Below are 23,845 nucleotides of genomic sequence, written 5' to 3' on the forward strand. Positions count from 1 at the left end.
TTCCTCCCGAATGAGCGACGCGGACGGCAAGCGTCCATCCTCTCACGTCATTGGCCGGCCTTCATCGCCAACAGGCAGAAACGGCCAGGCCATCGTCCCGTTCCTCCGACGGACGCTGCTTATTAGCAAACATTCCGGGGTCGGGTCGACATTTATTTCGGAACTCGCAAAAAATAAAATCAAACGCCTCGGAAAGCGCTGTCAGCCCAGATCAGCCATGCGCGAGCAGCGCGGCGCGCTGGACGAACAGGCTCGAGAGCGGACTGGCCGGCCGCGCGTTGTTACGGGCGGAGGCAAGCTTCACGGCAAGCGCATCGTTGCCGTCGCGCAGGGCCGCCTCGATCAGCGTCAGTTCGATCACGTCGCGCTGGGCATGGCTGCCACCGAAACGGTGGGCGATAGTCCGGACAGGCTCGAGCAGCCGCACCGTCTCGCCATAACGCCCTTCCCCGAAGGCCTTGATCGCCAATGTGACGGGATGGCCGACATCCCGGGCGAATGCGGCGTTGTCATCGTCGCGGGCAATCGCCTCGCGCTGGGCATAGAGCATCGCCTTAGCCGGCGCTTCCAGCCCGGCGCCGACAAAGGCCATCATCGCGTGTGCATCGTTGAAGGCATAGTTGCCGGCCGCGGCCTTCGGTGCCCAGTTGGCGGCAAGGCTCGCCCAGCGCTCGCCGACATCGACACCGCCGAGATTGAGCCGCCACAGGATCGCCGAGGCATCGACCATGTTGAGCGCCAGCTTCGATTGCGCGCCGTAGATCGGTCCGTCATAAAGCGCCAGCACCTCGTCGGTCTCGCCGAGATCGTAGTGAAACAGCGCCAAGTGCCACCAGTTGTGGACCTGGAGAAAGCTCTCCTTCGTCCACGCGTCGGTGTTGCCGCGCATCCAGGCGATGCCATCGCGCTGGCGGCTCTGCATCTCCATCACATGCGCCACCGCATGCTGGGCCCAGCCGTCGCGCGGCTCGAGCTCGACCGCCTCGCGCCCCAACGCCTCGGCCCTGGCATAGTCGCCCATCTCCTCGAAACCGAAGGCCTGCATGCCGAGTATGGCGTGATAACCGGGCATGCCCATGCCCCATGACGATAGCGCCCTGGCGATACGATCGCGCAGCATCGGGGCGTTTCCGGTGAAGAAATCGATCTGGTGCCCGGCCTGCAACGCCAATGCATCGGTGGGATGCTCCGCCGTCAGCTCGCTGAGGATACGCCCGGCCTCATGCCAATGCCCGCTAGCGAGGCGTCCGAGAGCCGCGACATGGGCCTTTTCCCTCGCCGTCGCCGCGAGCCCTGCAGCCGCAGCGTGGCAATCCCGCGCCACCGCCATCGCCTCAAGTTCAGTGGAGAGGCCATAGAGCCAGCCCTTGAGTACATGCGCCATGGTAAAGTCGGGCGCGGTCGCGATCGCTTTGTCGGCCGATCCGACCGGATCGCCGACAAAGCGCTGGAGTTCGCTCACCCCGCGCTCGTAGTGCGCAGCCGCCGCCGCATCGGCGCCGCTCAGCGCAAGCCCGAGCCCGTCCTTCACCATCACAGCTTCCTCAGTGCCCGGAGCGGGTGGCCGCAGCGGCAATGCCGGCGCCGACCAGAAGCGTGCCACCGGTACGGTTGAAAATGCGGATCGCGCGAGGATTGGACACGACACTTCGCGCCCGTGCAGCCACCAGCGCGTAGCCGAAGGCGTTGGCGAAGGCGAGCGTCAGGAAGGTCAGCTCGAAGATCACCATCTGCGTCCAGAAATCGCCGCTGCGGTCGAGGAACTGCGGCAGGAAGGCCACGAAAAAGGTGATGCTCTTGGGGTTCAGCGCGGTCACGATCCAGGCATGCGCCATCATCTTGGCGGCAGACGCGGCATCCGTGCGCGGTTTGGCGTCCAGCGTGCCACCGGCGCGGAACAGCTTGATGCCGAGATAGATCAGATAGGCGGCACCGATCCACTTGACGATGGTGAAGACTGTGGCGGACGCGGCAAGCAGCGCGCCGATGCCCAGCATTGACAGCGTCATGGCGGTGAAATCGCCCAGCGCCACGCCGACGGCCATCGGCAGTGCCGTGCGCCAGCCCTGGCCGAGCGCGTAGGATACGACGAGCAGGATCGTGGGCCCCGGGATGACGAGAAGCACCGCGGACGCGGCGGCAAAGGCGGCCCAGCTTTCAAACGACATGGCAACTCTCCCTCATTGGATGCGGGATCAAGCTCCGGCTCCGCGCCGATGTAAAGCCCTTAACGCGCGGCAGGCGGCGTTCATGCTTTTTCAACCATGAATGGTGAAAATACACGCGATCCACAGCCGGAGTTTCACTCCGGTGCCTGGCCGCCCCGCGTATAGAGTGGAATTGTGCCGTGTCGAAGTCGCCTGCTCCGAAGACCGAATTTTCGAAACTTGCCTCGCGTCGCAACGTGCTGTTCGGCCTCGGTGCCGCTGGCTTGGTCGCCGGCTGCAGCCGTGCCATGGACTTCGAGTTGCCGGCGATGGGCCTGGACAACACCGTCACCGGTTCGGTCCGCCCGCAGATCAGCGTCGACAAGCAGGTCACCAGCCCGAATGTGATGTATGCGTCCTTCACCGACGAAGGATTCCAGCTGCCGGAAATCCCCTTTGCCAAGGTCGATCCGAAATTCCGCCGCCAGATCGTCGTCGATCCGACCGGCGAAGCCCCCGGCACCATCGTCGTCAAGCTGCAGGAACGTTTCCTCTATCTTGTCCAGCCCGGCGGCGAAGCCATCCGCTACGGCGTCGGCATAGGTCGCGACGGCTTCCTGTGGAGCGGACGCGCCAACATCCAGTATGGCAAGAAGTGGCCGACCTGGACGCCGCCGCGCGAGATGATCGCGCGCAAGCCGGAGCTGGTGAAATGGGCCGGTGGCCAGCCAGGCGGCCTCGACAATCCACTCGGGGCGCGTGCCCTCTACATCTTCCAGAACGGCCAGGACACCGGCTACCGCGTCCATGGCTCGCCCGAATGGTGGACCATCGGCCAGGCGATGTCGTCGGGGTGTGTGCGCATGATCAACCAGGACGTCATTGACCTCTACAGCCGCGTCAACGGCAAGACGCCGATCGTCGTCGGCTAAAGCAGACGGCCGGAGCGGAAGCTCCGGCCCGCTCATCTCCGAAACCTTACGAACCGGTTGAATCTCCCATTGCGTCGCTTCGCCAGAAGGGCGAATGTGCCGGAAAACAGCGCCATTCCGACGGCGATTTCCGGCACCCTTGGGGAGGACGACCATGCCCTCGACATTCGTGATTGCGCAAGGCGGCGGACCGACCGCCGTCATCAACCAGACCATGGCGGGTGCCGTGCTCGAAATCCGCCGCCGCCATCCCAAGGCGCGGGTCCTCGGCTCGCGGCACGGCGTGCGCGGTATCCGCGACGGTGACTATGTCGACTTGACCGACATCCCTGAGGAGCAGTTGCTGCGCATCGCGGCGACCCCGGGCGCGGCCCTCGGCAGCACGCGCGACAAGCCTGATGCCGCCTATTGCGATCTCGTGCTCGAAGGCCTGAAGAAGGCCGATGCGCGCGCTTTCATCTATATTGGCGGCAACGACACCGCCGGCACCCAGCAGATCCTGACGGATGCGGCCCAGGGCAGTATCGCCTTCGTGCACGCGCCCAAGACCATCGACAACGACCTCAAGGAAAACGACCACACTCCGGGCTTCATTTCGGCGGCGGAATTCGTCGCCGGCGCCTTCCTCTCGGTCGATCTCGATTTCCGCGCCTTGCCCGGCATCTATGTCGGCATCGTCATGGGCCGTCATGCCGGCTTCCTGACCGCCGCCGCCGCCGCATGGCGCGACGAAGACACCGATGGGCCGCACCTGATCTACGTTCCGGAGCGTGCCTTCTCCGTGCCGCGCTTCATCGACGAGGTGAAGGAGACGCTGGCCCGCCATCGTCGTTGCGTCGTTGCGGTTTCCGAAGGCGTCAGCACCGCCGACGGCAAGGCGTTGGTCGAGAGCATCGTGCCTGCCGACAAGCTTGAGCGCGACGCCCATGGCAACATCAAGCTTTCGGGCAGCGACCTGAGCCGCGCCTTCGAGAACGCGCTCGCCGAAGGCCTGCCGGGCAAGCGCGCCCGTGTCGACGCGCTCGGTTACATGCCGCGCGGCTACATCGGCGCGGTCAATGCCGTCGACGCGCAGGAGGCCTTCGACGCCGGCGTCTTCGCCGTCGATGCGGCCGACAAGGGCGGCGGCTCGGTGGCGCTGAAATATGAGGGCGGCAAGACCGTGTTGAAGCTGGTGCCGCTGGCCAATGTCGCCGGCAAGACCCGGCACATGCCCGACGACTACATGTTGCCAGACGTCAACCATCTGTCCGAAAAGGGCATGGACTATCTCAGGCGGTTGGTGCCCGGCCGCTTCAAGATCGGCAGGCCCTTCGTGTGAAGCCCCGTCCCGGCTGGTTTTCGAGAACCATCGTCGACGCGACGACGACGATGCTGAGCGAGCCCTTCGTCACTGACTATTGTCGCGCCAATATGTGGCTGGTGCGCGGCCGCGACCTCGACATGCTTGTCGACACCGGCATGGGCATCTGTGCGCTCGCACCCGAAATCGACATCACGCCGGGCAAGCCGCTGCTCGCCGTAGCAACCCACGTGCATCTCGACCATGTCGGTTCGCTGCACGAATTTGCCTGGCGTGCCGGCCCCCGCGTCGAAGCGGAATTCTTCGCGACGATGCCCGACGAGGCCACCTATGCCAATATGTTCCGCAATTTTCCCGGCGCGGTTTCGGAACTGCCCTGGCCCGGCTGGAGCTCCGCCGACTATGCCATTGTGCCTGCGCCGCTTGACCGCCTGCTTGAAGAGGGCGATGTCATCGAGCTTGGCGATCGCAGCTTTACCGTGCTGCATCTGCCCGGCCATTCGCCCGGTTCGATCGGCCTGTTCGACTGCCATGACGGCACGCTGTTCTCGGGCGACGCCATCCATTGTGGGCTTCTGGTCGACGACATGCCGGATTCCGACCGCACCGCCTATTGTGCCACCATGCGGCGCCTCATCGATCTGCCGGTAAGCATCGCCCATGGCGGCCACGCCGACAGCATCGATGGCACAAGGATGCGTAAGATTGCCATGGAATATTTGAGGCGGAACGGGGGTTAAGAGAGGCGGTTTCGCTTGAAGCCCCTCTCCGTGTCGGGCTTCGCCCGAGCCACCTTTTCCCCACTCCGTGAGGGAGAGGAAACGCCAATCACGCAGGCCCTAGCGAAATTGACTGGTCTGCACAGGTAGAGTGCGACCTCGCAGAAACTTGGGTTCCTCGCCCCCACAACGTGGGGGAGAGGTGGCACGGCGAAGCCGTGACGGAGAGGGGGAACCTCTTGAGACGAAAAGAGATCAGCCCAGACCTTCCTCGAACCCGCTGATCGCCTTGACCTCGAGGAAATCCTCGATGCCCCATTTGCCGCCCTCGCGGCCGAGGCCGGACTGCTTGTAGCCGCCGAAGGGGCTGCCATAGGGGCGGTCGGTGCCGTTGATCTGCACCATGCCGGCACGGAGCTTGCGCGCCACGCGTTGGGCGCGCGCCTTGTCGCCGGTCTGGACATAGGCCGACAGGCCGTAGGGCGTATCGTTGGCGATGGCGATGGCTTCCTCTTCCGTTTCGAACGGGATCATCGCCACGACAGGGCCGAAAATCTCCTCGCGGGCGATGCGCATGTCGTTGTTGGCGTCGGCAAACACCGTCGGGCGTACATAATAGCCGCGGTTGAAACCTTCGGGCCGACCGAGGCCGCCGGCAACGACACGCGCGCCCTCCTTGATACCGGCATCGATCATGCCCTGTACCTTTTCGAACTGTACGTCGGACGACAGCGGGCCGATGTGGTCGCCATCCTCGGCCGGGTTGCCGACCTTGACGGTAGCGGCATATTTCGCCGCGATGTCGACCGCCTTGGCATAGACCGGGCGCTGCACCAGCATACGTGTCGGGGCGTTGCAGGACTGGCCGGTATTCTCGAAGCAATGCGCCAGCCCACGCGTCACCGCGTCGGTGAGGTCAGCGTCGTCGAAGACGATGTTGGGCGACTTGCCGCCCAGTTCCAGCGCCACGCGCTTGACCGTCTCGGCGGAAGCCTTGGTCACGGCCACGCCCGCGCGGGTCGAACCGGTGAAGGACATCATGTCGATGCCGGGATGGCGCGACATCGCCTCGCCGACTGTCGGCCCGTCGCCATTGACCATGTTGAAGACACCGGCCGGGAAGCCTGCTTCCTCCATCATCTCGGCAAACACGATCGACGACATCGGCGCGATCTCAGACGGCTTCAGCACCACCGTGCAGCCGGCTGCCAGCGCCGGCACGACCTTCAACGCCACCTGGTTCATCGGCCAGTTCCACGGCGTGATCAGCCCGCAGACACCGATCGGCTCGCGCACGATGCGCTCCTGCGGGTTCTTGTCGTTGAGCGGCTCCTCGAATTCGAAGCTTTTCAGCACCTCGATGAAGCTCTTGATGTGGCCCGAGCCGCTGGCTGCCTGCTGTTCCAGCGCCAGCTTGATCGGCGCGCCCATCTCCCAGGAAATCGCCTGGGCCATGTCTCGCACTCGCCTGTTGTAGGCGGCGAGCAGCTTTTCCAAGAGCGCGATACGTTGTTCGCGGCTTGTGGCGCTCCACGCCGGGAAGGCGCGCTGCGCTGCGGCAACCGCCTTGTCGACGTCGGCGGCGGATCCCAGCGAGATCACCGCGAAGGGCTGCTCGTCGGCCGGGTTGATGACGTCGAGCTCTTTGGCGACCGTCGGCGCGACCCACTTTCCGTCGATGAAGAAATCCGTCTTGCGCAGCATGGCAGGCTCCTTGGTGCATGGGGATCATGCACGGTTTCACAATGCTACAGCGTCCTTTGCGCACCCAATTCGACGCGCGGCGCAGTAGTGTCGGCAGTCTTGTAGAACGGCGCGCGGCGCGCCCGTGTCTCGAATCCGACCGCATTTGTAGGTCGGCTTTTTCAAGGCGTGAAGACTTGGTTCAGCGCTTCGGTGCTCTTGCCCCAATGTCAGTAGGTTTGGACAATATACGCCGCCACGGCTGGATCGCGCGTCAGGTTGTTTTATAAGGCACGTCCATCGAGGCCACCATCATGTCCATCACAGCGTCGCGGCGCCAGGCGGCAATCGCCTTCATCTTCGTCACCGCCGTTCTCGACATCGTCGCCATGGGCATCATCATTCCGGTGCTGCCTTCGCTGATCGAGGAGTTCGCCGGGTCCAACGCCGATGCTGGCTGGATCAACGGTGTCTTCATCGCGCTGTGGGCTTTCATGCAGTTCGTCTGCTCGCCGATCATCGGCTCGCTGTCCGACCGCTATGGTCGCCGTCCCGTCATCCTCTTGTCGACGGCGGGCCTTGCCGCCGATTACGTGCTGATGGCGCTGGCGCCGAACCTGTGGTGGCTGGCGCTTGGCCGCATCGTCGCCGGCATCACCTCGTCGAGCTTCACAACCGTCTTCGCCTATATGGCCGACATTACCCCGCCCGAGGGCCGCGCCCGCGCCTACGGCCTGATCGGTGCTGCCTTCAGCGCCGGTTTCGTCGCCGGTCCGCTGATGGGCGGCTTCCTCGGCGAGATCTCGCCACGCGCGCCGTTCTGGGTGGCGGCGGCAATGAGTGGGCTCGCGTTCCTCTATGGTGCCTTCGTGCTGCCGGAATCTCTGCCGCGCGAAAAGCGCATGTCGTTTTCCTGGCGCCGCGCCAATCCGTTCGGCGCGATGATGCTGCTGCGTTCGCACCCTGAGCTCACCGGGCTCGCCGCAGTGACCTTCCTGCTGCATTTCGCCCATCACGTCTTTTCGGCGGTGTTCGTGCTCTATGCCGCCTATCGCTACAACTGGCATGCCTGGGAGGTCGGCACGCTGCTGGCAATGGTCGGGGTGCTCGACATGATCGTCCAGGGTCTGATCGTCGGCCCGGCCGTCAAGCGCTTCGGCGATCGCGCTACGATGGTGTTCGGCCTGTTTGCCGGCGCCTTCGGCATCGCCTGCATGGGCCTTGCGCCTACGGGATTCTGGTTCTCGCTGGCGATCATTCCGAACGCGCTCTGGGGCCTCGCCATGCCGACGACGCAGTCGCTGATGACCCAGCGCGTTTCCGAATTCGAGCAGGGCCAGTTGCAAGGCGCCAACATGAGCGTGGCGAGCATCGCCGGCGTCGCCTCGCCGCTGTTCTTCGGCGCGGTCTATGCCTGGACCGTGCGCGACGGCACGCCGCTGCCCTATCCCGGCCTCGCCTTCTACCTCGCGGCGGTCGTGCTTTTCGGCGCGGCCCTGCTGGGCTGGGTGGTGGCGCGCAAGGCAGACCGTGCCGATGCGGCCGACAAGGCCGCCTGAGACGCGCTCAGGCGGGCCGCAAGGCTGGCAGCACCTCGCGTCCGAAAAACTCCATGTCGGCGAGCGCCGCCGCCATGTCGACGATGCCGTTGCCGTTGAAGACCAGGCGCATGGCATCGATACCCGTAACTGCCGCCAGCGCCTTGAGCTGCGCCACACAATCGTCCGGCGAGCCTGCAATCACCTGCCGCGCCATGGCCGTCTGCCGGTCGGGCATCACGATCTGGTCAGTAGACCGCCCTGCGGCCTTTGCCGACGCAACCCGACGTTCGAACAGCCGCGGCACGAGCTCTTCGAGCTTGCCCATCGCCTGCACCTTCGTCGGAGCGATGCAGACATAGCGAGACAGTTGCGACGCCCGCAGACGGCAGGCATGGCCCTCCTCCTCGAGGATTGCCTGGTAGGTGGCAAGCTGCCCGACTTCAGGCGGATCGAGACTGAGCAGCAACGGCAATCCCTCGCGGGCGGCGAAGCCAAGCGTGTCGCGCGAAGTGCCGGCGACATAGACCGGCACCATCTCGCCTGGAAGAAGCGGTCCAACCGAAACCTCCGAAGCCGGCCAGCACGCGCCCTCTTCGATCCTTGCGCCTGATGTCCAGGCATCGCGCATGATCCGGTAGGAGTCCTCGAAACGAGCCCTGGTGCTCTCGGCGGCGATGCCCAGCGCGGCAAGCGTCGCCGGATGTGTGCCACGGCCGATGCCCAGGTCGATGCGGCCGCCGCTCTGCCAGTGCAACTGTGCCACCTCCTCAGCCAAGAGGAATGGATGGTAGAGCGGCGTCACCACGATGGAGGTGCCGACCCGCAGGCGCTGCGTCCGGGCAAGGATGGCGGAGGCGAGGATCAAGGTCGACGGATAAGCCTGCGGCGGGTTCTGGAAATGAAACTCGTTGAACCAGATGCCGTCGAAGCCCATGCGCTCGACGTCTTCGCAGAGCCGCAACACCGAAGCGTGGCTCTGGGCCCTTCCCCCTCGCGCAAAGCCTGAAATGTCGAGCCGCATCAGGTCAGCTCGTGCGGGGCAAAAACGGGAATGTCGCGCAGCAGCCCGATCTCTACATTGACGCCATAGACGTCGCGCACCGTCTGTTCGGTCAACGTGCTCCGCCAGTTGCCATGGCCGACAACGGCGCCCTTGTCGAGCAGGAGCAGGCTGTCGGAAAAGCGGGCGGCGAGCGACAGGTCATGAATGGCGACCAGTGCCGTCACACCTCGTTCGCGCGCGATCTCGGCCACCACGCGCAGGGTGAATAGCTGGTTGCCGATGTCGAGCGCGCTCGTCGGCTCGTCGAGCACCAGCACCTCGGTCTCCTGCGCCAGGGCACGCGCAAGCATCACACGCTGGCGTTCGCCGCCGCTGAGCTCCGACATCGGACGGAAGGCGAAATCCTCGAGTCGCAGCCGCCTGAGCATGTCCTCGACGACGGCGAGATCACCACGGCTCGGGCTCGCCCCCATATGCGGTGTGCGACCGAGCAGGCAGGTCTCGAACACCGTCGCTGGAAAGCTGAGCGGCGAGGATTGCGGCACATAGGCGATCCGGCGGGCGCGGACTTTGGGCGACATTGCGCGGATGTCGTGGCCGTCGAGCAGGATCCGCCCCGACGACGGCGTGGCAAGGCCGAGCACGGTCCGCACCAGGGTCGACTTGCCGGCACCATTGGGGCCGATGAGGCCGAGTATGTCGCCCTTCGTCAGCCCGACCGAGACCTCGCGCAGCACGGGGCGGCTGCCATAACCGAAGCTGACCTTGTCGACGGAAAGATAGTCGCTCATGAAAAATACTCCGAGCGCCTGGACAGGATCAGGTGCAGGAACAGCGGCACGCCGACGAAGGCGACGACGATGCCGACCGGAATGACTGTCGGGCTGAACGCCATGCGCCCGACAGTGTCGGCCAGAAGCAGCAGCATGGCGCCGCAGATCGCCGAAAACGGGATGAGATGGCGATGGTCGCTGCCGATCAACAGCCGGGCGACATGCGGCCCGATCAACCCGACAAAGCCGATCACGCCGGTGAAGCTGATGACCACCGCCGAGACCACCACCGACAGCACGACGGCGATGCCGCGCAGCAGCGCGACATTGATGCCGAGCGAACGCGAAACGTCGTCGCCGGCGCTCGTCAACGCGTTGAATTGCCAGGCCCGCGACTGCGCCAGCGGCAGGGCGACCAGCAGTGCCGCACCAGAGACGGCAACCGCATCCCAGCCGATGCCGTTCAGGCTGCCGAACGTCCAGTGCACGACCCGGGCCAGTTGCTCCTGGGTGGCGACGAACTGCACGGCTGCGGTCATGGCGCTGAACAGGTACATCAGGGCAATGCCGGTCAACACCATCGTCTGTGCCCCCATGCCGCGCAGCCAGGCCATGGAGAACACCAGCACGGCGCAGCCGAGCGCGAACAGAAATGCCGTCAGCGGCACGAAATAGAGCCCGGCGGCGCTGAAGCCTATGCCGAACATGATGGCGATCGAGGCACCGAAGGCCGCCGCCGAGGACACGCCGATCGTGTAGGGGCTAACCAGCGGATTGCGGGTGATCGCCTGCATCAAAACACCGGCGAATGCCAGTGACCCACCGGCTACCATGGCCATGACGACGCGCGGCAGGCGCAGATGAACGAGCACCCGCGCCTGCTGCGGATCGACCTCGGCGACGAAATGACCGAACGAGACCTTTTGCAGGATGACCATGAGCAGCGTCACCAGCCCCGTCTCGGCGATGCCGACGATGGCAACGCCGCCGGCGACGAGCAGCAGCACAAGCAGCGACCACAAGATGACAGCCGCCTTGCGATAGCCGGCTCGGTGGTAGAGGCTGGAAATGCCGTCGGATTGGCCACGCGCCAAACCGGCACTGCTTGCGATGTCCATGGTCTAGGCTCCGGATTGAGAGGGTACGCCGCCGCCTGACGGGCGGCGGCGTGCTGGTCGATCAGTTGGAGGCTGTGCCCTGGTAGGTCATGCCGCCCTGGAACGGCAGCCCCTGGTAGATCTCGATCCATTCCTTCATCGCAGCCTCGGGATCGACGTCGGTGAAGAGGTCGGGATAGAGCCACTTGGCGACCTGCAGCGCGCCGGTGACCTTGGACGAGCCGCCGGCGAGGTAGTAGTTGATCAGGCGGACATCGCCCGCCTGCCCTGCCGGCGTGCCTGATATTTCCTCGCGCGCGACGATCGCCCTCCAGCTCTCGGCGAATTTTGCCTCCGGGATGGTCTGGTAGGAGCCGGGCTGCAGCTTGATCACCAGGTCGGGCTTGCGCGCGATGATCTCCTCGGGATCGACGGTGAAGCTGTTTTCGTTGCCGCGCGACGACGGCTCCTTCTTGATGTCGATGTCGCCGAAGACATTGGTGCCGCCGCCGGCCTCGATCATGTCGTGCCAGCCTGAGCCGGGCGTGACGGTCACGAGATCACGGACCTCTTCAAGATAAACCTTCTTACGCTCGACGCCCTTCAGACGCTCGGCCAGCAGGTCCATGTACTTGGTGTAGTAGGCGTTCAGCGCATCGGCCTTTTCCTTCTCGTCGAACAGCTTGCCGAACAATGTGACGTTTTCGACATGCTGCAGCGTGTCCCAGGCGGTGACGACCAGCACCGGAATGTCGAAGGCTTCGAGCTGCTTGGCTGCCTCCTCATAGACGCCGTTGCGAGGGATGATGACCAAGTCCGGCTTGAGCGCAACGATCGCCTCGTAATTGGGCTGCGTCTGGCCTTGGCCGACAATGTCGGCTTCCTTGAACTGCGGCCAGTAGGTCGGATCCCGCATCGTGCTGGCATCGACGCCAACGACCTTGTCGATGGCGCCAATGGCGCGGGCGAACTCGACCGCGTAGCGGTTGAAGATCACCGCCCGCTTGATCGGCAGTTCCAGCTCGACCGTTCGGCCGGCATCGTCCGTGAAGCTATCCGCGGCCGCCGGCGCAAGGCCAATGGCGGATGCCGCGGCGAGCCCGAGCCAAAGGATCCAATGTCTGATGTTCATGATCTCTCCTTGCTTGAAAGGGGTGCGCAACGCCTGGCGTTGCCATGCCCGGAAGGCGTCCGGGACAATAGGTAGAGGCGCGATGCCACGGCAGCAGGCGACGAATGCGTCTGCCCAAACTTTCGATATTCTGGGGAAACCGTTCTTCCCGACATCGCCGCGCCAACCTCTGACTGCCCTGGCGGGGATGCGGAAATGCAGACCTGGCGAAAGCCGCAAACGGGCTTCCGGACGGGAACCGGCATTCCTGTGGCACACCCCGACCACGGAATCTCACTCTGTCAGGCAGGTCTCCTGGCTCGCGGGTCCTAGCCTTGTCGCCCGTCTTCCCGGCACGAATGCCAGTGACACAGGGGCAATAGGCTCACCGCTTACAGTTGCGGGACAGCTCCGGTTTCGCACCGGATTCCCTCTTAGCTTCCACCTCGCGGCGGAAGACCATGACGGCGCCAACCTATCGACGGCCAAGGTAAAGTCAAGTTGCCATCCGGGACTATACAGGGCGGCATTTGCCTGAGCCGCGACGATGCTGAGACCAGGTTGCGCGGAACTGCAGGCAGCGCAAACTGTTCTCCGGCTTAGCGAGCCGGCGAAACGGTCACCGAGACGATCTGGAACGGCACCGCACCATAGGTGGCGACCGTCTGCTCATGCTCCCACGCGCGGAACTGTCGCGACGGCCGCGCCGACAGCACCAACGCGCCATCCGCCTGGTCTGGCCGGATGGTACCGCGAAACCGCAAGGTCAGCCGGCCGCCTGATTTACCCAGCTTGCGATAGCGCAGCCGCGCGAAATGGCATTCGCCGCCATTCAGCTCCATCTCGATGCGACGGCGCACCGGCGGCACGTCCAGCCGCACGACAATGTCGATCTCGGCAGGCGCACCGCCAACTGCCGCCGGCGGCAACGGCACCTGCTGCGCCAGTGCCGGGGTGACCTGCCCCGCACCATCGCCCGCCTGTGTGCGCCGACCATGCCAGACGACGCCGGGCAGCTCGCGCTCACGGACAGCGCGTTTCTTGCGCATGCGCAACTGCTTGGCGACACCGCGTGACAGCCAGGTCAGACCCTTGAAGTCGGTCCGCGGCTTGGCCTGCAGCAAGGCAGCGATACGGGCGGCGCCGGCGCGATCGGCCATGTCGACCACCTGCTCCAGCACATCGTCGGGAACCGGCACCGACATCTCTGCTTTCAGATAGCTCAGCGCCACCGCCGTCGGCACGGCAAGGTGCCTGCGGGCGACGACGTCGCAAAGCACGGCCCAGTCGACGCCGCCGGCGCGGATCGCCGAGGCTGTGTCGACCAGCCAGTCGCTGTGGGTATGAGCGTCGAGGCCGCCATGGCCGATCGCCAGCGTCACCCGGTCGGCGGTCGAAGGGACCAGCACGTCGAGACTGGTGAAGGAGGCCGGCGTGGCGCGCTGCCAAACCGCAGCGTCGTCCGCCTCATCTGCCTGCGACCAGTCATAAGCGACCTGGTGCAGATCGATGTCGCCATAGCTGCCCTTGAAGAAATTCATCGACCGCACCGCAGCTAACCGCGGCTTGAGATATTGGGGACTGACCCCTGTCGACACCTGCCAGTCGCCATGACGCAGCATGTCGAAGGCGGCCACCATGTGCTCGGGGTGCACAAGGATGTCGATGTCGTGCGCCACCCGGCCGCGCTGTGCCGCCGGCTCCACCGCGATGCGGCTCGCGCCCTTGAGCAGCATGATCGGCACGCCGGCCGCGACGATGGCCCTCAGTGCGGGCTCGGCCTCGCGCATGGCAAGCCGCGACTTGGTCCACAGCATCTTCTGCAGGCCAGCGAGACGCGGATAGGCGGGATGCATCGCCAGCGCCTTGCCGAACCGGTCGGCGATCGCGGCAAGCAGCCTGTGCTCGCGGAACTCGACGGCATCGATGTCGTTGGCATCGAGCCACCGCAAGGCCTGCGTCTGCGCGACCGCATGGTCCGGCAACAGCACCGCCTTGAGCAACTGGTCGAGACCGTTGGTTGGCCATGCCCAGCCATAGTCGGGGAAGCGCCGGCCGATGCGGCGTGACGTGGATGCCATCAGCCCTGTCCGGCGTTCTTGAGCTTGCGCCGCAGCATGGCCATTCTTGCGACCTCGAGATAGCCACGGTCGCGCTCGGGATCGCGGCCGTAGGACATGCTTCCCGGCAGGATCCGGCGCAGGGCCAGGACCTCATCGATCATGCCGAGCTGGTGGCCGTCTTCGCGGGCCCGGCCAAGCCAGTCGACCATTTCACCGCGGTTGCCTGGCGGGTCGATCACCGGGCCGACGGAAAGCGCCACCTCGCTACGGACCAACATCGTCGTGCGCGACCAGCCGGGCGTCACCTTGCCGGTGCCATCGTCTGGTTCGCCATGCCGAAAGGTTCGCCACTGCGTGAACACGGCAGCCAGCTGCGGCGCCTCTTCCAGCCTGCGAAACTGACGCTCGATCTTGTCGCCAAGCCACAGATCGTCGGCGTCGACAGTTGCAATGAAGGGCGCCCTGGCCAGCGCGAAGCCGCGCGTCGTGGCACTGCCCGGTCCGGAGTTGTCCTGCCTGACATATCGGACCGGAACGCCCGATTGCCGCGTCACCGCCTCGGTCTCGTCGGTCGAGCCGTCATCGACGACGATGATCTCGGCAGGCGGCACTGTCTGCGCGGCAACCGAGCGCAGCGTCTCGGCGATCGTGCGGGCCGCGTTCCAGGCGGGAATGACGACGCTGTAGCTCATGACCGCAGCGGCGCCCCATCGCCCGACGGATGCGCCACCTGGATGAAACCTCTGAGGTCGCCGAGCGTCGGGTCGGCCTTGCGGCGGCGCATCGATTTCTGCATCGCCTTGAGGAACTCCCGCCGCGACTCGACGACGTTCCGGGTCAGATTGTGTTCATGGCGGCGGTAGTAGAGCGCGATCGTGTCGGGAAAGACAAATCGCGCCCTCTGCTCGAAGATGCGAAACAGGAAGTCGGTGTCCTCTGCCTGCGCCAGCTCCTCGTCGAAATCGCCGATCCGCGCGATCAGGCTGCGCCGATAGATGCCGGCCGACAGATGCACGCCGCGAAAGATGCGGTCGTCGCATCCTGCAACCGGCTCGAGCGTCTCGTCGTCGATCTGGTCGACCATGCGCATGTAGGAATAGGTGAGTTCGAGCGCCGGATCGGTCTTGAAATAGGCAAGGTCGGCGGCAAAGCGCCCGGCGGGTGAGATGTCGTCGGAATCGATGAAGGAGACGAACTCGGTGTCGTCAGAGAGCCGGCGCAGGCCGGCATTGCGCGCCTTGGTCACGCCTGAATTGGCTTGTGAGAACAGGCGGATCGGCGCGCCGTCGGCGATGAATGACCGCACAGCCGCCACGGTACCGTCGACCGAGCCGTCGTCGATGACGATGATGTCGAGCTGCGCGGCGTCGCTCTGTCGCAAAACCGAGCGCAGCGCCGAGCCGATGTAGCTCTCGCGGTTGTAGACGGGCAGCACGATGCCCAGCTTCATGAATTGCCCCTATCCAGAAACGCGGCGATCGTCTCCGCGATCTCGTTGCCGCGCGTGCCCAGTGTCAAAGTGTAGCACGGCAACCGACGTGTCAGCTCGCCAAAGAAACGAAATCCGCTTTCGCGTTCGCCCGGCATCTGCGCGATGCCGGACGGCGCCAGCGCCATAAGCGCGTCCTTGCGCGAAAGCGGCGTGATGGTGCTTTGCGCGGCGCCCGATATCTGCGGCACAAGCAGCGCCACGATGTCGAGTTCACTGGCGACGCCACGCGGGCAAAGATCCTGGACCCTGAACTGGTACTTGCCTTGCCAGTTGAGGAGGCCTGGATCGGGCAACAGCCGAGCTAGCCCAAGTCGGTCGAAACCCGCCTGGTCCTGCTTCAGCGTCGTGAACAATGGGCGCGCCAGCGAACGGTCACCGTCGAATTCGACCAGCACGTAGTCGTCACCGACGCTGTCGAGCCCGGCAAGCAGGCCCGAGGCGACCGTGCCCGACTTGCCGGCGCCGCCGGCCCCGGCCAGCAGCACGCCCCTGCCGCCCTTGCCGAGCGTTCCGGCATGCGTGAGGCGCATGCCGCGCGCCGCATATTCCCAATGCAGGAAGCAGCGCAGCGGGGCACCGAACTCCCATGGCGGGCAGCCGTCGGCGGACCGCATGAGCTGCACGCCCAGCCGCTTTTCGACATCGTAGAACTGCCAGTAGCTGAGGTCGTGGAAGTAATGGCCGCGCAGGCCGTTGGCTTCGAGCCGCTCGGAAAACATGTTCGGATGAAACAGCGCCTCGCCCCACAACGCCGGCTGCGGAATCGAGCCAATGCCAGGGTGGGCGAGAAAAATCCGCCCCGGCGTCGCCGGTCGTCCGGCAGCTATCTCTGCAACCATGCCATGGCCAAGCGCCCTCGCCAGTTCGCCGTGATCGGAAAACACGTCGATCGCCAGGCCGGGCAGCTCGACCCGGCTTTTCCCGGGAAAGGCATCGGCATTCGCCTCGCAGGCGGCGAGGAGCTCGCGCGCATAGTCGGCAAGATCGTCAAGGGTTACACGTCGCATCGGAACCTGAAGGCAGCAAGTGGTATCGAAATGCGCCGGAAACCGGCGCTACTGCTTCACCGCCGGCCAGCCGGCAGGCTCGTCGACGTCGTGGATCGGGTCGACCATCACCAGGTCGGCGAGCTCGTCGTGCATGTCGATCTTGAGCGCCTCGCGGGCCGCCGCCAGGCGCTGCGCGAGCTCGGGCGACAATGCGGCCGATGCCATGCCGGTCGCAGGCGAAAGCAGTCCATACTCGTTCAGCCTGGCAATGAAAGCATCCAGGTCGGCGGCGGAAAGCTGTCCGCTGCCGCAGGTGCGGCCGACCAGACTTGCCGGCGGAACCTGTGCGATCAGCGCTTCCCATACACAGCTGCCGCTGTCGGAGAAGCCGAAATACCTGCCGCTGGCGAGGTCGAGAACGACCGCGTCACCATCGAACGTCTCATAGACGATGTCGTTGCCCGAGACCGCGTAAATTGTCGAATACCCCACGCCTGCCCTACCCCTAGGTTTTTTCCCGGCAAACTGCTTATCAAGCAAATGCACATATAAGCAACAGCTGCGGGCCGGGATATCTATAGGGTTGCATTGCAAAACGCAATACTCGCGTCCAGATTGTTTTTGGTGGCAATTTTCGGCACCTCTCCGTGGCCCTTCTCTGTCGGGTGGTTCCCATGCGATAGGTGAGCCTTGGATGGGCACGGCTTGTGGGCAACATGCGACTGAAGAACAAGCTGAGGCTAGCTTACCGAACCCGAATCCACGCCGGACCCGGCTTTGCACCTGATGCAGCGACAAGGGCTGGAGCAGAACTCAGGATGGCAGCGGGGCGGCTCGACGACGGCTCGTGCCCCGTATTTACCTCCTCGATGCTCAATCACGCGCCACTCGGCGTTGCGAACTATCTTGGATCTCGCTTGGCCGCCCGCCCTGCCCTGTTTCTCGTCTGGTTCACTTGGGCGATGCGCAAGGAGCGGCAGGTCCTGCGGACGCTGACCGCTGAGCGGCTCTATCGCCGCCGCTTTCCCGAGCATCGCTTCGTCTTCATGTGCAACGAACTCGAGGAAGTCGCGCTATTTCGCGAGAATGGACTGAACGCGCTGTTCTGCAGCCACAATGCCCTGGCCGACGAACAGACGTTCAAGCCCGTATCTGGTGTCGAGAACACCTACGATGCCTTCTACAACGCCATGATCAGTCCCTGGAAACGCCGTCACCTGGCCCGGTTGGTGCCAAGCGCCGCGCACGTCTTCTACGAATCGCGCCTCACCGGACGACAGAAGACCGCCGATCTGCTCGACGAGCTCAAGCGCATGATGCCAGCGCATCACTTTCTCAACCCGCACGATGGCCACCGCATCGAGAAGCTCGATTGGCAGGCGATCAACGCCGTCATGGCGGCGAGCGCCACCGGCCTGTGCCTGTCGGCGGAAGAAGGCGCGATGTATGCCAGCATCGAATACCTGCTTGCCGGCCTGCCCGTCGTCTCGACGCCCTCGATCGGCGGCCGCCATATCTTCGGCGACCCCGAGACATGGCTGACAGTGGAACCCACTGAAGAAGCGGTTCGCGACGGCGTCGCTCAGATGAAAGCGCGGAACGTGCCGCGCGAGCGCGTCCGCGCCGTCACGCTTGCCAAGGTCCACGAACATCGCAAGCGGCTGCGCGCCTGCGTCCTGGTGGAGACCGATGGCCGGGTCGACCTGCCTGACGACTATGGCCACGCCGTCTATCGCCGTCTCAACAACTGGCAGCGCGGGCTCGATTTCGAGCGCATGCTCATCGACGACTACCACAGCGAGTGACGCCGATGCGGCACTTCCTGCCAGCTGTTCAGGACTTTTGCAGCAACCAGCCCGCCGGGCCTTCCCCGCTCAGTTGCCCAGCCCGCGCCGCAGCAGTTCGCCCAATGTCAGCTGGTGGTCGAACCGTCCGTCGCGCAGGAAGTTGATCGTCTGGGCGATGACCAGCGGATTGTTCATCATGAAGGTGTGGGTGGTCGGCAGCACGATGTGGTCGACCATGCCGGCGAGCCTGGTGCTTTCCACCGACACCTTGCCGTCATTGGGCCCGTCGAACATCGTCGACAGGATCGGGTTCACGCTGCGGTCACCGGCGATGATGCCGACCTCGAAATCCGCAGCATCGAGCTGGTTCGGAACGCTGTCCGGCCCCGTGCCGAGCTGCATGCCGGCGGGGCCATTGAGCATCTCGAACAATTTGAGGCCGCCGAGCGTGTCGACGACCTCGGAGCCGTGGTTGGGCGGCGCAAGCATCACCACCCGGCCGAGATTTGGCGGCCGGTTGTCCTTCAGCCAGGCCCGGAGCAGGATACCGCCCATCGAATGGGTGACGAAGTTGACCCTGGCTGCCGGACCGCACTTTGCCGCCGACGCACCGACATGGGCGATCAACTGCCCGATTGGCGCCTCGACCGAAGGATAGGTGTCGCTGACGACGGCGTAGTCGAGTTTGGTGAATGTCTCTTCCATCAGCAGGAAGGACACGTCGGAGCGCGCGAGGCCATGCAGCAGCACGACGCAGTCTTGCGCAAAGGCGGCCGACGACATCAGCGACAACAACAGGGCAGACAACAGTCGCATGCGCGAAGCTAGACCGGATTGCCCGATAGCCTCAAGGACGAGATCATGAGCCGCCTCAGGGAACGTCGTCGCTGGCGGCAGGCCCGCCCTCGCCCTCGAGCATCGACAGTCTTTTGGTCACCGACCGGCTGAACTTCAGGCGCACGCCCGCGCCATTGCCGCCCTCCTCGGGGATGAAGACGGCGCCGTAATGTTCCAATGCCGCCTGAAGCGCGCCAATGGCGGCATCGTCCGGGATGCCGGTCTTGCGTTCGAAGGCCTCGATATCGGCCTCGTCGACGCTGGAGGCCACAGCCAGTCTTTGCCGGCTGATTTCCACCAGCGCACGCGCCGCCCTGCACATCGCTCCCGTCATCATCGCCCGCGCCTCCTGTCGAAACAGAAGTGATTGCAAATGGCGAGGTGTCTGTCACCCCACCACATCGGGAACCGCACGCGCGAGCGGCAAATGCCTGTCAGGCGGCGTCTGTGCCAGCCTGATAGGTCATCGTCCTGACCACGTCCCGCGCCGGGCGCTTTTCACCGGCGAGAACCTCGAAATCGAGCTGGTTCTCGCGCGGGACCAGCGGACAGGTGACGAAGTTGGTGAAGGCGCATGGCAGCGCCACCGCATAGTTGAAATCGATCCAGTCGATGCGGCTGTTGGTGCCGTCGGTGAACTGCAGTTCGATGACGCGGCCGGCACCGTAGGTGACGGGGCCACTGGTCTTGTCGCGGACATGGGCCACCGGCTGCACGCCCGTTGCCGTGTCCTTGCCGATCAGCTCGATGGAATAGCTCTTGCCATTGTGCTCGAAGGTGAAGGTGCCGATCCGCGGCGTCGATTCACGCACACCGGCTTCGACGGTTTCCGCCTCGTATTCGGTGATATCAGTCGGCGTGTAGACGCCGGGAATACGCCATGCTGGATCGTAGTCGAATGCGGAAACGCCCGCCTCCTCCACCGTCGTCGCCACGCGCGGATCGCGCACGCGCACACCATAAAGCGACTTGCCGTCATTCCTGCTGCGCAGGATAGCTTCGACCTCGTTGACACCGAAATAGACGGGCTCGCTTTTGCCGTGGCCATAGGTCTGGTTGCGGCCCGGAATGATCTCGATCGGCTCGGTCGGATAGGTGCCATTGACGGAGAGGTTCGGCCCCGAAGCGGGCGGGGTGAACATGACCTTGCTGTCCTCGACCGACCAGGTTCCGGGGAGCAGGTCGAAGCTGACGTCCTTGTCGCCGGCTTCCAGCCAGTACTGGGCGACCAGCGAGGTCCAGCCATAAGGCCGGAACATCTTGGCGACATGAGCGTAGCGCCATTCGCGCCACTGGCCTTCCAAATGTTCTCTTGTGGGCATGTTCGTCTCCCTTTCGAAGAATTCAGCTTTTTGCGTGGGCATTCTGGTGGGTGGCGGCCCCGGTGATCTCGTCCAGGAAGGCGAGCATGCCGCGCCAAGAGCCGGTGTCGGCCCTCGAATTGCCGGAGGGCGTGCCGCCATTGGTGTAAGGGACCTTCGACACCGGATGCAGGCGACTGATCTGGGTCGACGGCACGATCGGCAGGTTGATGGCGTGACCGGCATCGTCGAAATCGAGATGCCTGACCAGATGACGATGGTCGTGCTTCCGCAAGGCCGAAGCGACCATGCGGGAATAGAGGCTGGACGGCCAGGCGCGGTCGTCACGGCCCGAGATCAGCAGCACCGGACCCGCAATGTTCTCGACTGGAATGCGCGCGCGGGCCGCAAGCTTGGTGTCCTTCAAGCCTTCGAAGAAGACCGAGTGATGCCGGCTGGGCGGAGCCTCGCCGGCCCAGGGATGCCAGTGCACGGCGGCATTGTCCTGCCACAGATGGGGCAGCGGAACGCCGCCCCTTGTCCAGGTCGTGCCTTGCCAGCCGCCACGTGCCGGATCGCCCGCGCCCTGGGCGCCATGGACCACAGCACCTGGCACGAAAGCAATCACGGCGGAGACCAGTTCAGGGAACGTGGCGCCGAGCAGGAGCGCGAGTTCGCCGCCGCGCGACTGGCCGCTGACAGCGACGAAGCCGTCTTTCGGCTGGAGCTCTCGACGCGCCCAGCGCAGGCCGGCCTCGAGATATTCGAGCGGTGTTTCGGTGATGAAGGGCGACAATCCCGGCGCCTTGAAGTAGCCGAGCGCAAAGGCCTGGTAACCACGGGACGCAAGCAGTGCTGCGCGCGGTTCGTTGATGCCGCCGCCCGAGCCGTTGAGCACGACCACGACAGGATGAGGGCCTGGCCCGGCCGGCGTGAACAGCGTGCCCACCAGTCCTTCCTCACGGATCTCTCGACGCCCCACCCCGGCTGCGGCGAAACCTTGGGAGAGGCTGGCTTCGGCTCGCACGCCAGCGGCGGTTTCAGCCGTCAGCGTCGTGTGCATGGGTTGCATGACGTCGTCGGCAAAAAGTTCGGCGCTGGCGCTGTCGAGCGCCTGCTGGCTCCAGATCAGCCCCATGCCTGAGACTTCGGCATAGTCGCCGCCGACCGGTGCGTCACGGGTGAGGTCGACCACGCCCTGCGCGTCGGCCATGAAGGTCGCCTGGCTCATCCAGGTCACGCCACGCGCCCGTGCCGTGCGCGCCGAGATGGCGACCAGTTCGTCCGGCGCGAGGCCGGAGACGACGATCCGGCGCGGCTCGTCGATCAGTCCGTCGACGACATCGATGGAAAAGACGGGGGCGGAAGCAGGCTTTGTCGTCATCTGAATTACAGTCTCTGCGGATGGTTTGGCCGGCGTGATCATCGGCCTGACGGGCCGGTCATGCGGGCGAGATGGGCGTCGAGACGCTGGGCGAAATCGGCGTCCAGCTCGGTTTCCAGCGACAGGCTGCCGCCGCGCGGCCAGTGACCACCGCCCGTCGTCCAGTCGCGTTGCAGGCCGGCGAGCCTTGTTTGCCAGTCGATGTCGTTGCCGGCCCGGGCCGGATCGACGGCGAGGATGAACACGCCGCGGCCTTTCGGATCGCCCCTGCCGCCGCCGGCGACGCCGGCCATCAGCTCGACCACCAGCCCGAGCAGCGAGCCGATCTGGCCGCCGCGCGGCAGCAAGGCCGCAACCTCGGCAGCGATGCTGGTCGGCCGTCCTTCGCCGTCGAGCGCGATGCCGTCGGCCAAGGGTGCGCCGGAAGCGCGGGCATTGCGGATATCGGCCATGGTTGCCGTACTGGTGGCGACGTCGATGACGACGCGGTTCGAGCCTTGCCCGATGGCAAGCGCCAGCGGATTGGTGCCGATCACCGGATGCTTGCCGCCATGTGGCGCAACGAATGGCGGACCCTCGGCGCCGGCGATGGCAAGCAGGCCGGCATCGGCGAGGTGACGGACGAAAGGCGCGAGTCGGCCAAAACCCCTGACGCCGCGCAGGAACACGGCGGCGATGCCGAACTGTCGGGCCGCCCCGGCAAGGTCGAGCACAGCGTCGGCGACCGCCAGCGGCGCAAAGCAGGAGGAACAGTCGATCCAGTTGATGGCCTGCGCGCCATCGCGCGCCGTCACCGGGGCGACATCGGGCGTCCATTCGTCGAGCATGGCGATGCCGAAGCGCGGCAGGCCGAGCGCGTCGGCCTCGACCAGGGCCGAAGCCGCGAGCCTTGCTGCCGGAGTGCCGCCCAAGGCGGCCGACAGCCGGCCGGTCGCATCAGGAATCGTGATCATTCGCCCGGGCTCCGCGTCGTGCCGCCAAGCTGGATCTCGCTTGCCGAGAGGTAGCCCAGCGTCATCAGGCGCTCGATCAGGAACTCCCGGGAGTGCTTGATATGGGCGAATTCGATCGCCGCGGCGCGCTCGCCGTCGCCGGCTGCGATCGCATCGACCAGTGCCGTGTGCTCGTCGGAATGCTCGCCTGCCTTGACGGTGAAATCGATGGCAAAGCGCAGCAGGCGTTCGAGCTCGTCGAACAGGGTCTCCGAAAGCGCGACGACACGCTTGTTGCGGCTGCAGCGGGCAATGGCGAGGTGAAAGCGCCGAGCCACCTGCTGCATGGTGCCGATATCCATCGGCTGGGCATATTCCCTCACGATCTGGCGCAGCAGCGCGATTTCCGCCGGCGTGGCGTAACGTGCCGCCTGCCGCGCCGCATGCGGTCCGATCGCGGCGCGCATGTCGAGGATGTCGTGCACCGCCTGGAAGGTGATGGGAGCGACGCGATAGCCGCTGCGCGGCAGGATCGTCACCAGTCCATCGGCGGCAAGCTTCTGCATGGCATCGCGCACCGGCGTCTTCGACACCTCGTACTTGCCGGCGATTGAAGCAGCATCAAGCGTCGTCCCCGGCACGATCTCGCAACGCATGATCTCCTGGCGGAGCGCCAGATAGATGCGCTCGGAAACGGGTGCATTCACGGTGGGGTCGGCGTCGACGATCATGAGCTTGTGCTCCTCAGCCC

Annotated in this window: 23 protein-coding genes and 1 riboswitch; of the genes, 5 read left to right on the forward strand and 18 right to left on the reverse strand. The window is 65.1% G+C overall.

Features of this window, described 5'->3' with window-relative positions; all coding sequences use genetic code 11:
* Window positions 1–211 precede the first annotated feature (211 nt).
* Both Amn_RS22640 and Amn_RS22645 read right to left on the reverse strand, forming a co-directional pair.
* The gene (locus Amn_RS22640; RefSeq protein WP_154386395.1) at window positions 212–1,534 is read right to left on the reverse strand and encodes a tetratricopeptide repeat protein; all 1,323 of its coding nucleotides are present in this window, start codon (window positions 1,532–1,534) and stop codon (window positions 212–214) included.
* A gap of 10 nt (window positions 1,535–1,544) precedes the next feature.
* On the reverse strand, window positions 1,545–2,168 hold the full coding sequence (locus Amn_RS22645) for a LysE family translocator (protein ID WP_067957979.1): 624 nt from the start codon (window positions 2,166–2,168) through the stop codon (window positions 1,545–1,547).
* A gap of 179 nt (window positions 2,169–2,347) precedes the next feature.
* Between Amn_RS22645 and Amn_RS22650 the strand changes: the two genes are divergently transcribed.
* From Amn_RS22650 to Amn_RS22660, 3 genes are all read left to right on the forward strand, one after another.
* Window positions 2,348–3,079 (forward strand): L,D-transpeptidase, encoded by a 732-nt coding sequence (locus tag Amn_RS22650; RefSeq protein ID WP_067957975.1) that lies wholly within the window; start codon window positions 2,348–2,350, stop codon window positions 3,077–3,079.
* 154 nt (window positions 3,080–3,233) lie between these two features.
* The gene (locus tag Amn_RS22655; protein ID WP_067957972.1) at window positions 3,234–4,400 is read left to right on the forward strand and encodes a diphosphate--fructose-6-phosphate 1-phosphotransferase; all 1,167 of its coding nucleotides are present in this window, start codon (window positions 3,234–3,236) and stop codon (window positions 4,398–4,400) included.
* Between the two features lie 50 nt (window positions 4,401–4,450).
* Window positions 4,451–5,122 (forward strand): MBL fold metallo-hydrolase, encoded by a 672-nt coding sequence (locus Amn_RS22660; protein ID WP_067966159.1) that lies wholly within the window; start codon window positions 4,451–4,453, stop codon window positions 5,120–5,122.
* Window positions 5,123–5,356: 234 nt separating this feature from the next.
* On the opposite strand, the gene Amn_RS22665 is transcribed toward Amn_RS22660, so the two are convergent.
* Window positions 5,357–6,805 carry an aldehyde dehydrogenase family protein gene (locus Amn_RS22665; protein ID WP_154386394.1) on the reverse strand — a complete coding sequence of 483 codons (1,449 nt, stop codon included), beginning with the start codon at window positions 6,803–6,805 and terminating at the stop codon, window positions 5,357–5,359.
* Window positions 6,806–7,098: 293 nt separating this feature from the next.
* Here Amn_RS22665 and Amn_RS22670 point away from each other — a divergent pair, with 293 nt between their 5' ends.
* Complete coding sequence (locus tag Amn_RS22670; RefSeq protein ID WP_067957965.1) at window positions 7,099–8,343, forward strand: TCR/Tet family MFS transporter; 1,245 nt, start codon at window positions 7,099–7,101, stop codon at window positions 8,341–8,343.
* Window positions 8,344–8,350: 7 nt separating this feature from the next.
* Here the strand turns inward: Amn_RS22670 and Amn_RS22675 are convergent, their stop codons facing one another.
* The 9 genes from Amn_RS22675 to Amn_RS22715 form a co-directional block, all read right to left on the reverse strand.
* Window positions 8,351–9,346: an LLM class flavin-dependent oxidoreductase gene (locus Amn_RS22675; RefSeq protein WP_286292074.1), complete on the reverse strand. Its 996-nt coding sequence runs from the start codon at window positions 9,344–9,346 to the stop codon at window positions 8,351–8,353.
* Window positions 9,346–10,119: an ABC transporter ATP-binding protein gene (locus Amn_RS22680; RefSeq protein WP_067957960.1), complete on the reverse strand. Its 774-nt coding sequence runs from the start codon at window positions 10,117–10,119 to the stop codon at window positions 9,346–9,348. Before Amn_RS22680 ends, Amn_RS22675 begins: the two co-directional genes overlap by 1 nt.
* Window positions 10,116–11,219: a FecCD family ABC transporter permease gene (locus Amn_RS22685; RefSeq protein WP_154386392.1), complete on the reverse strand. Its 1,104-nt coding sequence runs from the start codon at window positions 11,217–11,219 to the stop codon at window positions 10,116–10,118. Before Amn_RS22685 ends, Amn_RS22680 begins: the two co-directional genes overlap by 4 nt.
* Before the next feature lie 61 nt (window positions 11,220–11,280).
* On the reverse strand, window positions 11,281–12,330 hold the full coding sequence (locus Amn_RS22690) for an ABC transporter substrate-binding protein (RefSeq protein ID WP_067957954.1): 1,050 nt from the start codon (window positions 12,328–12,330) through the stop codon (window positions 11,281–11,283).
* 268 nt (window positions 12,331–12,598) lie between these two features.
* Window positions 12,599–12,788: riboswitch (cobalamin riboswitch) on the reverse strand.
* 120 nt (window positions 12,789–12,908) lie between these two features.
* Window positions 12,909–14,390, reverse strand: coding sequence for a nucleotidyltransferase family protein (locus tag Amn_RS22695; RefSeq protein WP_154386391.1), 1,482 nt, complete (start codon window positions 14,388–14,390; stop codon window positions 12,909–12,911).
* Window positions 14,390–15,064: a glycosyltransferase family 2 protein gene (locus Amn_RS22700; RefSeq protein ID WP_067957948.1), complete on the reverse strand. Its 675-nt coding sequence runs from the start codon at window positions 15,062–15,064 to the stop codon at window positions 14,390–14,392. The genes Amn_RS22695 and Amn_RS22700 overlap by 1 nt, the downstream gene beginning before the upstream one ends.
* Window positions 15,061–15,822: a glycosyltransferase family 2 protein gene (locus Amn_RS22705; RefSeq protein WP_286292085.1), complete on the reverse strand. Its 762-nt coding sequence runs from the start codon at window positions 15,820–15,822 to the stop codon at window positions 15,061–15,063. The genes Amn_RS22700 and Amn_RS22705 overlap by 4 nt, the downstream gene beginning before the upstream one ends.
* On the reverse strand, window positions 15,819–16,871 hold the full coding sequence (locus tag Amn_RS22710; RefSeq protein WP_154386389.1) for a serine kinase: 1,053 nt from the start codon (window positions 16,869–16,871) through the stop codon (window positions 15,819–15,821). Before Amn_RS22710 ends, Amn_RS22705 begins: the two co-directional genes overlap by 4 nt.
* Window positions 16,872–16,919: 48 nt before the next feature.
* Complete coding sequence (locus Amn_RS22715) at window positions 16,920–17,345, reverse strand: PqqD family protein (protein ID WP_182575229.1); 426 nt, start codon at window positions 17,343–17,345, stop codon at window positions 16,920–16,922.
* Between the two features lie 425 nt (window positions 17,346–17,770).
* On the opposite strand from Amn_RS22715, the gene Amn_RS22720 reads away from it, so the two are divergent.
* Window positions 17,771–18,658: a glycosyltransferase gene (locus Amn_RS22720; protein ID WP_154386388.1), complete on the forward strand. Its 888-nt coding sequence runs from the start codon at window positions 17,771–17,773 to the stop codon at window positions 18,656–18,658.
* 69 nt (window positions 18,659–18,727) lie between these two features.
* On the opposite strand, the gene Amn_RS22725 is transcribed toward Amn_RS22720, so the two are convergent.
* The 6 genes from Amn_RS22725 to Amn_RS22750 form a co-directional block, all read right to left on the reverse strand.
* Entirely contained in the window at window positions 18,728–19,456 is a 729-nt protein-coding gene (locus tag Amn_RS22725; RefSeq protein WP_154386387.1) for a lipase family alpha/beta hydrolase, read from the reverse strand.
* 55 nt (window positions 19,457–19,511) lie between these two features.
* The gene (locus Amn_RS22730; RefSeq protein ID WP_067957933.1) at window positions 19,512–19,814 is read right to left on the reverse strand and encodes a hypothetical protein; all 303 of its coding nucleotides are present in this window, start codon (window positions 19,812–19,814) and stop codon (window positions 19,512–19,514) included.
* A gap of 97 nt (window positions 19,815–19,911) precedes the next feature.
* On the reverse strand, window positions 19,912–20,799 hold the full coding sequence (locus Amn_RS22735; RefSeq protein WP_246670840.1) for a DUF1684 domain-containing protein: 888 nt from the start codon (window positions 20,797–20,799) through the stop codon (window positions 19,912–19,914).
* Between the two features lie 22 nt (window positions 20,800–20,821).
* Entirely contained in the window at window positions 20,822–22,162 is a 1,341-nt protein-coding gene (locus Amn_RS22740) for an acyl-CoA thioesterase/BAAT N-terminal domain-containing protein (RefSeq protein WP_286292095.1), read from the reverse strand.
* A 38-nt stretch (window positions 22,163–22,200) separates the two neighbouring features.
* Window positions 22,201–23,115 carry an Ldh family oxidoreductase gene (locus Amn_RS22745; protein ID WP_286292097.1) on the reverse strand — a complete coding sequence of 305 codons (915 nt, stop codon included), beginning with the start codon at window positions 23,113–23,115 and terminating at the stop codon, window positions 22,201–22,203.
* Window positions 23,112–23,825 (reverse strand): GntR family transcriptional regulator, encoded by a 714-nt coding sequence (locus Amn_RS22750; RefSeq protein ID WP_286292101.1) that lies wholly within the window; start codon window positions 23,823–23,825, stop codon window positions 23,112–23,114. Before Amn_RS22750 ends, Amn_RS22745 begins: the two co-directional genes overlap by 4 nt.
* Window positions 23,826–23,845 lie beyond the last annotated feature (20 nt).

Origin of the sequence: Aminobacter sp. Y103A (assembly GCF_030294925.1) — a bacterium.
Lineage (GTDB): Bacteria > Pseudomonadota > Alphaproteobacteria > Rhizobiales > Rhizobiaceae > Aminobacter > Aminobacter ciceronei.